Raw genomic sequence first — 10,708 nt, forward strand, 5'->3', positions numbered from 1 at the left:
ATGCACCTCGACCACGATCCCGCCGTCCCGGCGGGTGAGGCCATCGGCTTCGACGATTTCCTGAAGGTCGACATCCGCGTCGGCACGGTGGTCGCGGCCGAGGTCTACGAGGGCGCGCGCAAGCCCAGTTATAAGCTGCGGATCGATTTCGGTCCCGGCATCGGCGAGAAGAAGAGCGTCGGCCAGGTGGCCGCGCTCTACTCGCCCGAGGAACTGGTCGGGCGGCAGGTGGCGGCGGTCGTGAACTTCCCCGTCCGCCAGATCGGCAAGGCGCTGTCCGAAGTGCTCACCCTCGGCTTCGCGGACGAGGAGGGCCGCGTCGTGCTGTTCTCGCCCGACAAGGCGGTGCCGAACGGATCGCGGTTGTTCTGATGCAGGGACTGCCCGAACTGCTGGCCGGGGCGGAGCCGCTCGATGACGGCTTCGTGCTCGATATTCCCGAGGACTGGCTGCAGGGGCGTACCGCCTATGGCGGGCTGACGTCGGCGATCGCGCTGGCTGCGGCGCAGCAGGTCGACTCGGAACTGCCGCCGCTGCGCTCGGCGCAGCTGGCGATGATCGCGCCGCTCGCCGGGCGGATCGAGGCGCGGGCGAAAGTCCTGCGCCGGGGCCGCAATGCGACCTGGGTCGCGGCGGAACTGACGGGCGAGAAGGGCGTCGGCTTCACGGCCAGCTTCGTGTTCATGCGCAGCATCGACAGCGTCCTCGCCATCGACGGCTACGCTTTGCCCGAAGGCGTGATCGCCGTTGACGCGGCGAAGCCGGTCCCGATGGCGCAGGCCCCGGCGTTCCTGCGCAACCATTTCGACGTGCGCTTCGCCATGCCCAAGGCGCAGTTGGGTGAGGCTGACCTGTGCTGGTGGGTCCGCGCCCGCGAGCGCGAGGGGCTCGATCCTGCGGTCGAATGCCTGCTGTGCGGGGACGCATTGCCGACCGCGGTGCTGCCGCTGCTTGCGTTCAGCGTGCCGATCAGTTCGATGCACTGGCAGGTCAACATGCTCGGCCCCGCGCCCGGCACCGATGGCTGGTGGCTGCTGCGCTCGACCAGCGCCTTCGCGCAGGACGGCGGGGCGAGCGAGCACATCCTGCAATGGAACGGCAACGGCAGGGTCGCGGCGAGCGGGATGCAGTCGGTGGCGGTGTTCGGCTGAGTTCTGCGTTCTTCGTCGCCCCTTGTTTCTTCACTTCGTCATTCCCGCGCAGGCGGGACCCCATCTGACGCCCGTGCGACCGGCCATCCCGGGAGTAGGAGCCCTGCCTTCGCGGGGATGACGAGATTGGGGGCGTCGGGGGCCTCGGTTCAGGCCGTCCCCATCAACCGCTTCGCCAGCACCAGCTTGAACGCGCCGAAGCCGACCAGCCCGACCAGCGCGGTTGCGGCGTGGAGCAGCCAGAACTGCGTCGTCGGCATCGTCTCGAACAGGGTGCCGATCTTGCCGACCACCAGGTTCGCGCCGAAGAACGACAGGTAGTAGATGCCCACGATCGAGCCCGTCAGCGCGCGCGGGGCGAGGCGGGTGAACAGCGCGAGGCTGACCGGCAGCAGGTGCGCGAAGCCGATCGAGTTGAGCAGGTGGAAAAGCACCGGCCAGAAGAGCCCGATCTTGGCGGAACCCTGGGTCAGCGCTGCCATGTAGAGGCACAGCGCACCGGCGAAGATGAAGCCGCACCCCAGGATCATCTTGCCCAGTTCGTCCGGCTCGCGGCGGGTACGCTTGCCGACGAAGGCCCAGAATGCGGCGACCGCGACCAGCATCGAGAAGCTGAGCGTCGCGTCGAGCGTGATCATCCAGCTGGTCGGGAGCGTGGTGCCCATGAAGGTGAGCTGGAACTGCTGGTCCGCCCAGACGAGATAGGCGTTGAAGATCTGCTGGTTGGTCAGCAGCGAGAGGCCCATGATCGGCACCAGCAGCAGCACCGCGACGAGGCGCAGGCCATCGCCGGGCGCGAACTTGGCACGGGGCTGGATGGTTTTCGCGGACCGCGAGGATTCCGCCGGCAGCCAGGGCTTCGCGGCGAGATAGATGACGAGGCCAACCACCATGACCACGCCGGCCGCGCCGAAACCCCAGTGCCAGCCGACCTTCTCGCCCAGCGTCCCCGACACCAGCGGCGCAGCGATCACCGAGACGTTGATGAAGATGTAGAAGATCTGGAACGCCATAGCGCGGCGGATGTCGGTGGGACCGTAAAGCTCGCCGACCTGGCTGGCGATGTTGCCCTTGAACAGTCCGACGCCGACGACCAGCGAGGCCAGCGCCAGCAGGAACGCGCCTTCGAACGCCATCAGGAAGTGACCGAGCGACATGACCACGGCCCCCGCGATCAACGCCGCGCGGCGGCCGAGCAGGAGGTCGGCGAGCAGTCCGCCGAGGATCGGGGTCAGGTAGACGAGCGCGGTGTAGAGGCCGAAGATCTCGGAGGCGAGCGGTTGGCCCTGAAGGCCGGAGAACACGTGAACTCTCAGCCATTCCAGACCGATCACGCTTTCCTGCCGGCCCGGCGTCAGCAGGTACTTGACCATGTACAGCGTCAGCAGCGTCTGCATCGAGTAGTACGAGAACCGCTCGCACCCCTCGACCACGCCCAGGTAGCCGAGCCCCTTGGGATGGCCGAGGAACGCGCGGTCGTCGTGCGCGGCCTGTTCGGGAAAATCGAGTTCAGGGGTGGCTTCGGCTGCTGTCATGGTTGTCGACCTGCAATTTTCTTGTCTGCCCGCGTAATCGCGGTGCGTGCGCGAGCAATGTCACGGCTGCGGGGCGTCGTCAATTTGCCTTGGGGGGCCGGTAAGGCGGCAGGCCCCGATAAAGCCTGCCGCCTCCTACACGCCCCGGGAGATTCGCGCGGGGCATGGCGACCCCCCGGCCGCGCCGAAAACGCGATTGGCAAGGACACCGAAGGCTTAACTGGCGGGACGGAAGAGGTGTTCCCGGCCTGGGGGCGTTGGTCCTGCTCCGAGAACGGCGCGGCTTTTTGCTTCGTCCCGGCGGAGGCTGGGACGATGGAAGTCAATCGCAAGCTGGCGGGGTGGCCGCTGGCCGTCGGGGAGGTTTTGCCTCGAGAGTACAGGGCGATCCCAGCCTTCGCTGGGATGACGGAGTTGGTGCCAGGAGCCGCGCCTCAGGCGGGCTGGCGCACCAGTTCCTCGTCGAGGAATTGCGCCACGTCCTCCAGCGAGACCTGCTTGTCGAGGTAGGTCTGCCCGATCCCCTTCATGAGCAGGAACGGCAGGGTGCCAGCGTCCATCTTCTTGTCGTGGAGCATGTGCCGCACGAGGTCCGCGCCGTTGCAGTCCATGCGCAGCATCGGCAGGCCCGCGGGCAGGCCGATGTCGCCGATGTGCCGGGCGACGTGCTCGGCGCTGGCGCGGGGCATGAGGCCGCGGCGCGCGGAGTAGCGCGCCGCCAGCACCATGCCGAGCGCCACCGCCTCGCCGTGGAGCAGGCGGGTGGAGAAACCGGTCTCGGCCTCGAGCGCGTGGCCGAAGGTATGGCCGAGGTTGAGAAGGGCGCGGCGGCCGGTGGTCTCGAACTCGTCCTCGGCGACGATGCGCGCCTTGGCGGCCACCGAATGGGCGACGGCATATTCGCGCAGGGCCCCGTCGCCTTCGATCATCGCGCCGGCATGGGCATCGCACCAGGCGAAGAAGTCGGCATCGTCGATGAGGCCGTATTTCACCACTTCGGCATAGCCCGCGAGCAGGTCGCGCCGGGGCAGCGTCTCCAGCGCGGCGAGGTCGGCGAGAACCAGCGAGGGCTGGTGGAAGGCGCCGACAAGGTTCTTGCCTGTGGGGGTGTTGATCGCGGTCTTGCCGCCGACGCTCGAATCGACCTGCGCCAGCAGCGTGGTCGGCACCTGGATGAAGTTGCAGCCGCGCTTCAGGACCGATGCGCAGAAGCCGGTGAGGTCGCCGATCACGCCGCCGCCGAGCGCGATGATGTGGTCGCCGCGCTCCACTTCTAGGGCGAGCAGCCAGTTCACCGTGGCGGCGAGTTCGTCCCACGACTTGGTCGCCTCGCCCGCCGGCAGGATGCGCCAATGCGGTTCGTGGCCGCTGTCCCGCAGGCTCTGCTCGACGACATGGCCCCAGGCGGCGTGGACGTTGGCATCGGTGACGATCGGCACGCCGCGCTTGCGCAGCCGCCCCCGGCAGTTGGGTGCGAGTTCCGCCAGCAGCCCGGCGCCGACGCGCACTTCGTAGGGCCGCGAGGCGATGTCGACGGGGATCACAGCCATTGCGAAATTCCCTGGAGGACCTTGTTGATGGTCTGGATGTGGGGGCCGGGGCCGCTGGTGACGTGAATCGGCGCCTGGCGGTAATGCGGTTCGCGTTCCGCGCGCAGGCGGGCGAGGATATCGCGCGGGTTTCCGCCCTGCAGGAGCGGGCGGTTTTCCTTGCGGGCGGTGCGCTCCACCAGCGTGTCGACCTCGCTGTCGAGCCAGACGGTGATCGCCTTGTCGAGGATCAGCGCGCGGGTCTCGGCATTGCAGAAGGCGCCGCCGCCGGTGGCGATGACGATGCGCGGCGTGGGGCTCGCCTCGCGCTCGGTCACGAGGCGGGCGATCACCCGGCGCTCGCCGTTGCGGAAGTAGTCTTCGCCGTAAGCCTCGAACATCTCGGGGATGGTCATCTGGGCCGAGCGCTCGATCTCGTCGTCGGCATCGACGAAGGGGCAGTCGAGCAGGGTGGCGAGGCGCTTGCCCACGCTGGACTTGCCCACGCCCATCATGCCCACGAGCACGATCGGGCGATCGATACGGCGGCCGAGCGCCGCAATTTCCTGCGCGGAAAACCGTGTCTGTTGAACGTCCATTGCCCGATCGCCTATAGTTGCGCTAGGTCGCAGCGCAAGCATCACAAAGTCGCCCATTGCAGACGGGCATGGTGAAGGAAACCGAGTGACGACGACAATTCGCAGGCGCAGGCTTGCAGGAGCAATCGCCATCGCCGTACCGATCGCCGTGGTCACCCTCGGGTTCGCCGCCTGGAACGATGCGGGCAAGCAGCCGGTCGAGGACCAGACCATCGTCGTGCCCCTGCCGAAGGAGGCCGCCCGATGAGAGCGGTCCACCTGCTGGCCGGTGCCGCGCTGGCCATGACTTCGGTCTGGGTGGCGGCACAGGACGCACCCGAATCGCTGCTGCCTAAGATGTTCGACGAGCCCGCACCCGCGCGCACAGCGGCGCCGCGACCCGCTCCGACCCGAACCACCGCGCCGCGTCCGGCAGCTTCCGCCAGTGCCGCTCCCGAAGCGCCGCGCGCCGCGGCGACCTCGACGCCGGTGGTGCAGGCGATCCCCACCGGCGCGCCGCCCGTCTCGCTGGACGGCGCCACGCTCGCCGCTGCGCAGGACGACGGCGCCCTGCGGCGCATCCCCAGCCTTGAGGAACTCGAGCGCATGTCGCCCGAGGATTTCGAGGCGCTGCTGGGAGCCAAGGTCGTGATCGACATGCCGCCGCAGGCGCGTCGCTCGATCGCCGAGGCGGGACTTCTAGACGTGCAGGAAGGCGGCCTCGCGCCGGATTCGCTGGCGATCCAGAACGGGCGCCTGGTACAGGTCGCGCTTTCGGGAAACCGGGGCACGCTGGTGTCGCGCTGGGGGCACATCCTGCTGCGCCGCGCGCTTGCCTCGCGCCTGCAGCCGCCGCGCGGGATGAGCGCGCAGGACTTTTTGGCGCTGCGTGTCTCGCTGCTGCTGCGCATGGGCGAGACTGACGCCGCGCGCGCCGTGCTGCAGGACATGGACATCGCCGACTACACCCCCGCGATCGGCGCGGTGGTGCTCGACGTCTATGCCCGCAACGCCGACTTCACGGGCATGTGCCCGGTCATGGCGACGCAGGGTTCGCTGCGTGCCGACCCGGCCTGGGGCGTCACGCGCACGATGTGCGACGCCTTCCGGGGCAACGCGACCGCCTCGATCTCGCGCCTGGAGCGCGACCGGGGTCGCGGGACCATGGACCAGATCGACATGCTGCTCGCGCAGAAATACGCAGGCGCCGCCGGCAAGTCGCGCCGGGCGGTGACGATCGAGTGGGACAAGGTGACCACGCTCGATCCCTGGCGCTACGGCCTCGCGATCGGTGTCGGGCTGGAGCCGCCGGCCTCGCTGATGAAGACCGCCGGGCCGTCCTACGATTACATCACCGCGCTGGCGCCGATGGTGAGCCTCGCCCGGCGCGCGGCGGCGGCGGACCGCGCGGCGGCGGCGGGCGTGCTGTCCAACGCGGCGATGGTCGACCTCTATTCGCAGATCTACGCAGACCCCGACGTCACCGGCGAATGGCAGGACCGCGCCGAATCGCTGCGCGACGCCTATACGCAGGAGGATGCGGCGGCACGGCTCACCGCGATGAAGGCGCTATGGGACGCGGCCGGTCCAGCGAAGTACGCCCGGCAGGTGCTGACCGCCGCCGCCGCCGCGCGCATGGCGCCGAGCGCCGACCTTGCCGATAGCGCGCCCTCGCTGATCGCCTCGATGCTGTCGGCCGGATACGACGCCAACGCGCTGCGCTGGTCGAGCGTGGTGAGCGCGGGATCGAAGGGTTGGGGGATGCTGGTGCTCGCCGCGCCGGGCCGGGTCAACGGCGTCGACCAGGGCGCGATCGACGACTATCTCAACGACGACGACAGCACGAGCAAGCGCCGCTCGGCGTTCCTCGTGGCGGGCCTCGCGGGGCTCGGCCGGATCGACGACGGCGTGGCGCAGCGGGTGTCCTCCGAAACCGGCTCGGGCATCGGCGGGGAGACCCGCTGGACCCAGGCGATCGACAGTGCGGCCCGGCGCGGCGATGCCGCCAGCGTGGTCCTGCTCGCCGGTTTCGGCATGCAGGGCGACGACTGGCAGCGCATGACCCCGCGCTTCCTGTTCCACATCGTCTCCGCCCTGCGCGAGGTCGGCCTCGACGCCGAAGCCCGGATGATCGCCGCCGAGGCCGTGGCGCGGGGCTGATCGCGTGACGGGAGAGGATCTCCCCGAGCGCTTCCTTTCGATGCTTGCGGCGGAGCGCGGCGCGGCGGCGAACACGCTGGCGGCCTATCGCCGCGACCTGGAGGCGGCGCGGCAGGTGCTTGGCGATGTCGCCGGAGCCGATGTGCAGGCTCTGGAGGGCCTGGGGACCGCGTGGAGCGCGCTTGCCGCATCGAGCCTGGCGCGGCGCTGCTCGGCGCTGCGCCAGTTCTACGGTTTCCTGATCGACGAGGGCCTGCGCGCCGACGACCCTTCCGGCGCGCTGCCGCGGCCACGCACTCGCCGTCCGCTGCCCCGCCTGCTGAGCCACGAGGAAGTGGAGCGCTTCCTCGCCCGTGCCGACGAGGAAGCCGCCGGTGAACGTCCCGAGGCGGTGCGGCTGCTGGTCTTGCTCGAACTGCTCTACGGCTCGGGCCTGCGCGCGACCGAGTTGGTATCGCTCCCGCTGGCGTCGGTGCCGCGCGATGCGCCGTTCCTCCATGTGACGGGGAAGGGCGGGCAGCAGCGCATGGTGCCGGTGAGTACGCGCTCGCGGCAGGTGCTGTCGCGGTGGCTGGCCTTGCGGAAGGGCACAGCGCGCTTCCTGTTCCCGTCGCGCGGGGCGAGCGGCCATCTCACGCGGGTGCGATTGTTCCAGTTGCTGCGCGAGCTTGCGGCGCGGGCGGACATCGCCCCGGAGCGAGTGTCGCCGCACGTCCTGCGCCATGCCTTCGCCACGCACCTGCTCGAGGGCGGTGCGGACCTGCGGGTGCTGCAGATGCTGCTCGGCCACGCCGACATCGCGACGACGCAGATCTACACCCATGTCGACAGCGCCCGGCTGGTGGCGCTGGTCAACTCGCGCCACCCGCTGGCGACGGCGAACCGCGGATCGAAGGTGGAGTGAAGCGGAACAAGGCAGGCGCCGCCTCGTTTTCGGATTGTAATCGAGGCCGCGAGCCAGGCGGCAAGCGCGCACAGGGAAAGGGACGCACATGGCCATAACTCGGAAATGCGGGCTGCGCGCCACCGTCGCGATTGGCGGGCTGGGACTTCTCGTTGCCGCTCCAGGCCCCGCGCGCCTGGAAGCGCAGGGTGCCAAGGCGCCCAAGGTCTACGCCATCAGCGCGACCGACCGGGCGGAAGGGGCCAAGGCCCATCCCGAACTGCTCGCCGAATTCGGCGGCGCCGTTACCGGCACGCAGGCGAGCTACGTCGAGCAGGTGGGCAAGAAGATCGCGGTCCAATCCGGCCTGTCGAACGCGACGGGCGACTTCACCGTGACGCTGCTGAACTCGCCGGTGAACAACGCCTTCGCCATCCCGGGCGGCTACGTCTACGTCACGCGCCAGCTGACCGCGCTGATGAACAACGAGGCCGAACTCGCCGGCGTGCTGGGCCATGAGGTCGGCCACGTGGCCGCGCGCCACTCGGCGCAGCGGCAGAAGGCGGCGCAGCGCAACCAGATCATCGGCGTGCTCGGCTCGATCCTTTCGGGCGCGGTGCTGGGCGACAATGCCTTCGGGCAGTTCGGCCAGAAGCTGTTTTCGCAAGGGTCACAGCTGCTGACGCTGAAGTTCTCGCGCTCGCAGGAACTGCAGGCGGACCAGCTGGGCATCACATATCTCAAGCGCGCCGGCTACGATCCGCGCGCGATGGCGACGGTGCTGGAAAGCCTGGCGCGCCAGAATGCGCTGGAAGCGCAGCTGCGGGGGAGCGCCAACCAGACGCCCGAATGGGCCTCCACGCACCCCGACCCCGCCTCGCGCGTTCGCACGGCGCTCACTTACGCGGGCAGCACGGCGACGGGCCTGACGAATCGCGACGCCTTCCTCACCCGAATCGACGGGCTGGTCTACGGCGACGATCCCAAGCAGGGCATCGTCGAGGGCCGCAGGTTCACGCACCCGGTGCTGCGCTTCGCCTTCGATGCGCCCGATGGCTTCTTCATGGTCAACGGCACCAGCGCGGTCTCGATCAGCGGGTCGTCCGGGAAGGCGCAATTCTCGGGAGGCAAGCTGAGCGGCGGCCTAGATTCGTATATCAACACCGTGTTCGGCAGCCTGACCGAATCGGGGCAGGCGCGAATTACGCCGTCCAGCATCGAAAAGACGACCGTCAACGGCATCCCCGCCGCTTACGGCGTGGCGCGTGTGCAGAGTTCGGGGGGTACGGTGGATGTCGTCGTGTTCGCCTACGATTTCGGCAAAGGGCAGGCCTACCACTTCGTGACCCTGGCCCAGGCGGGCGGGGCGGAGGCGTTCACGCCCATGTTCCGTTCGCTGCGCCACATTTCGGCGGCCGATGCGGGATCGGTGAAGCCGCGGCTGCTCGACGTGGTGACTGTAAAGGCGGGCGACACCGTGCAGTCGCTGGCCGCCCGGATGGCCTACAGTGACGCGAAGCTGGAGCGTTTCCTGGTGCTCAACGGATTGCAGGCGAACTCGGCCCTGACACCGGGGCAGAAGATCAAGCTCGTGACCTACTGAAAAACGTCGGTTTTCCGTGCCAACGGAAAGCGGACGCCCGAATCGAAAAGGGCGGCAGGTTTCCCCGCCGCCCTCGAATTCCAGTAATCGCCAGTAATCGGCTATTACTTGACGCCTTCAGACATCTTCGACGAAGTCTTGTTGAAGGTCGACATAAGCTGCGAGCCCATGCCCTGCATGGCGGCGATGGCAGCAACTGCGATGAGAGCGGCGATCAGGCCGTACTCGATGGCGGTCGCGCCCTTTTCGTTGCGGCGCAGCTTGGCGAGAAACTTCATGAATTGTCTCCTGGTGTAAGCAGTCTTGTGTACCCGGTCCGCCTCGCTTCAGTCTCTCTTCTGCGCCTTGGACGGTTTGTTCTCTACATTGCAATCGTTGATAAAGCCTTAAGCTTGTTTCGCTTCAGTGACCCGACATCGCGGTCGCGGACTTGGTCGAGACCGTCGACCACATCGTCACCGTCTCGCCCGCGAGCGCCTGCAGGGCGACGTGCATGAGCAGCACGATGAAGGCGAGGATCAGGCCGTACTCGATCGACGACGTGCCGCGCTCGCTCCGCATGATCTTCGAAAGGAGGCGATGCCGTCGCATTTTCACCGTATGGTTTTTCCGAGAATGAGCGCCGGGATCGCACCGGTGCGTTAAATTGCATTTAAGCCCGGAGGTTAGACTGGAAGAAAAACCGACACCGATGCTGGTCGTCGCCGTCGCGTTGATAGGCGGCGGCGGCGCCGTCCTTATGCAGCAGCGCCATTTCGGCGCGGTACACGGCGGCCTATGGGAATTTCCGGGCGGCAAGGTGGACCCCGGCGAAAACCCCGAGGACGCGGCGGTCCGTGAACTCGCGGAGGAACTTGGCGTCACAGTCGCGCGCGGCGAGCTGGAAGCGGTCGGATTCGCAAGCGGACGCACGGCGACGCCCGAGGAGGGCGGGAAGGGGCCGCCTCGTCCGCTCGTCATACTTCTCTATGCCTGCGCGGCGTGGAAGGGGACGCCCGGCGCGATCGAGGCCGCGCAGATCGCGTGGCTGCAGCCTGACGCGGTCGAGCAGCTGGAGATGCCGCCGCTCGATTATCCGCTGGCCCGGGCGCTTCGCCGCCACCTTTCGCAGCCGGAAGGCAAATTCCTTTCGAAGGAGGCGATATAGGCGTTGACCGCCTTCGATTCCCTTCCTAAAGGGCCACCTCCAACGCGCCCGTAGCTCAGCTGGATAGAGCATCAGACTACGAATCTGAGGGTCGGACGTTCGAATCGTTCCGGGCGCACCAC

At 68.3% G+C, this 10,708-nt stretch carries 12 protein-coding genes and 1 tRNA gene; 8 read left to right on the forward strand and 5 right to left on the reverse strand.

From position 1 onward, the window contains the following. Together AC07M9_RS05495 and AC07M9_RS05500 are read left to right on the forward strand one after the other, a co-directional pair. The gene (locus AC07M9_RS05495; RefSeq protein ID WP_494881994.1) at positions 1-372 is read left to right on the forward strand and encodes a tRNA-binding protein; all 372 of its coding nucleotides are present in this window, start codon (positions 1-3) and stop codon (positions 370-372) included. Next, positions 372-1,151, forward strand: coding sequence for an acyl-CoA thioesterase (locus AC07M9_RS05500; RefSeq protein WP_494881996.1), 780 nt, complete (start codon positions 372-374; stop codon positions 1,149-1,151). The genes AC07M9_RS05495 and AC07M9_RS05500 overlap by 1 nt, the downstream gene beginning before the upstream one ends. 149 nt (positions 1,152-1,300) lie before the next feature. On the opposite strand, the gene AC07M9_RS05505 is transcribed toward AC07M9_RS05500, so the two are convergent. The 3 genes from AC07M9_RS05505 to AC07M9_RS05515 form a co-directional block, all read right to left on the reverse strand. Further along, positions 1,301-2,686 (reverse strand): peptide MFS transporter, encoded by a 1,386-nt coding sequence (locus AC07M9_RS05505; RefSeq protein WP_494881998.1) that lies wholly within the window; start codon positions 2,684-2,686, stop codon positions 1,301-1,303. A gap of 434 nt (positions 2,687-3,120) precedes the next feature. Further along, the gene (aroB, locus tag AC07M9_RS05510) at positions 3,121-4,236 is read right to left on the reverse strand and encodes a 3-dehydroquinate synthase (RefSeq protein ID WP_494882000.1); all 1,116 of its coding nucleotides are present in this window, start codon (positions 4,234-4,236) and stop codon (positions 3,121-3,123) included. Further along, on the reverse strand, positions 4,227-4,814 hold the full coding sequence (locus AC07M9_RS05515) for a shikimate kinase (protein ID WP_494882002.1): 588 nt from the start codon (positions 4,812-4,814) through the stop codon (positions 4,227-4,229). The genes aroB and AC07M9_RS05515 overlap by 10 nt, the downstream gene beginning before the upstream one ends. Before the next feature lie 85 nt (positions 4,815-4,899). On the opposite strand from AC07M9_RS05515, the gene AC07M9_RS05520 reads away from it, so the two are divergent. From AC07M9_RS05520 to AC07M9_RS05535, 4 genes are all read left to right on the forward strand, one after another. Further along, the gene (locus tag AC07M9_RS05520) at positions 4,900-5,061 is read left to right on the forward strand and encodes a hypothetical protein (protein WP_494882003.1); all 162 of its coding nucleotides are present in this window, start codon (positions 4,900-4,902) and stop codon (positions 5,059-5,061) included. Beyond that, the gene (locus AC07M9_RS05525) at positions 5,058-6,953 is read left to right on the forward strand and encodes a hypothetical protein (RefSeq protein WP_494882005.1); all 1,896 of its coding nucleotides are present in this window, start codon (positions 5,058-5,060) and stop codon (positions 6,951-6,953) included. Before AC07M9_RS05520 ends, AC07M9_RS05525 begins: the two co-directional genes overlap by 4 nt. 4 nt (positions 6,954-6,957) lie before the next feature. After that, positions 6,958-7,857: a tyrosine recombinase gene (locus AC07M9_RS05530; RefSeq protein WP_494882007.1), complete on the forward strand. Its 900-nt coding sequence runs from the start codon at positions 6,958-6,960 to the stop codon at positions 7,855-7,857. Between the two features lie 88 nt (positions 7,858-7,945). Beyond that, positions 7,946-9,439: a M48 family metalloprotease gene (locus tag AC07M9_RS05535; protein ID WP_494882009.1), complete on the forward strand. Its 1,494-nt coding sequence runs from the start codon at positions 7,946-7,948 to the stop codon at positions 9,437-9,439. A 104-nt stretch (positions 9,440-9,543) separates the two neighbouring features. Here the strand turns inward: AC07M9_RS05535 and AC07M9_RS05540 are convergent, their stop codons facing one another. Together AC07M9_RS05540 and AC07M9_RS05545 are read right to left on the reverse strand one after the other, a co-directional pair. Further along, on the reverse strand, positions 9,544-9,717 hold the full coding sequence (locus AC07M9_RS05540) for a Flp family type IVb pilin (protein WP_494882011.1): 174 nt from the start codon (positions 9,715-9,717) through the stop codon (positions 9,544-9,546). A 124-nt stretch (positions 9,718-9,841) separates the two neighbouring features. Further along, a complete protein-coding gene (locus AC07M9_RS05545; protein ID WP_494882013.1) occupies positions 9,842-10,030 on the reverse strand; it encodes a Flp family type IVb pilin in 189 nt (62 codons plus the stop codon). A gap of 100 nt (positions 10,031-10,130) precedes the next feature. Here AC07M9_RS05545 and AC07M9_RS05550 point away from each other — a divergent pair, with 100 nt between their 5' ends. Both AC07M9_RS05550 and AC07M9_RS05555 read left to right on the forward strand, forming a co-directional pair. Beyond that, positions 10,131-10,586 (forward strand): (deoxy)nucleoside triphosphate pyrophosphohydrolase, encoded by a 456-nt coding sequence (locus AC07M9_RS05550; protein WP_494882015.1) that lies wholly within the window; start codon positions 10,131-10,133, stop codon positions 10,584-10,586. Positions 10,587-10,630: 44 nt separating this feature from the next. Next, positions 10,631-10,707: transfer RNA gene (locus tag AC07M9_RS05555), tRNA-Arg, on the forward strand. The last annotated feature ends 1 nt before the right edge of the window (position 10,708 follow it).

Source organism: Novosphingobium sp. GW821-FHT09E05 (assembly GCF_059416165.1).

What these genes read in the sequence shown, in the direction of transcription:
- AC07M9_RS05495 (WP_494881994.1), top strand. Translation starts at nt 1, where the DNA reads ATGCACCTCGACCACGATCCCGCCGTCCCGGCGGGTGAGGCCATCGGC.
- AC07M9_RS05500 (WP_494881996.1), top strand. Translation starts at nt 372, where the DNA reads ATGCAGGGACTGCCCGAACTGCTGGCCGGGGCGGAGCCGCTCGATGAC.
- AC07M9_RS05505 (WP_494881998.1), bottom strand. Translation starts at nt 2,686, where the DNA reads ATGACAGCAGCCGAAGCCACCCCTGAACTCGATTTTCCCGAACAGGCC.
- aroB (WP_494882000.1), bottom strand. Translation starts at nt 4,236, where the DNA reads ATGGCTGTGATCCCCGTCGACATCGCCTCGCGGCCCTACGAAGTGCGC.
- AC07M9_RS05515 (WP_494882002.1), bottom strand. Translation starts at nt 4,814, where the DNA reads ATGGACGTTCAACAGACACGGTTTTCCGCGCAGGAAATTGCGGCGCTC.
- AC07M9_RS05525 (WP_494882005.1), top strand. Translation starts at nt 5,058, where the DNA reads ATGAGAGCGGTCCACCTGCTGGCCGGTGCCGCGCTGGCCATGACTTCG.
- AC07M9_RS05535 (WP_494882009.1), top strand. Translation starts at nt 7,946, where the DNA reads ATGGCCATAACTCGGAAATGCGGGCTGCGCGCCACCGTCGCGATTGGC.
- AC07M9_RS05540 (WP_494882011.1), bottom strand. Translation starts at nt 9,717, where the DNA reads ATGAAGTTTCTCGCCAAGCTGCGCCGCAACGAAAAGGGCGCGACCGCC.
- AC07M9_RS05545 (WP_494882013.1), bottom strand. Translation starts at nt 10,030, where the DNA reads ATGCGACGGCATCGCCTCCTTTCGAAGATCATGCGGAGCGAGCGCGGC.
- AC07M9_RS05550 (WP_494882015.1), top strand. Translation starts at nt 10,131, where the DNA reads ATGCTGGTCGTCGCCGTCGCGTTGATAGGCGGCGGCGGCGCCGTCCTT.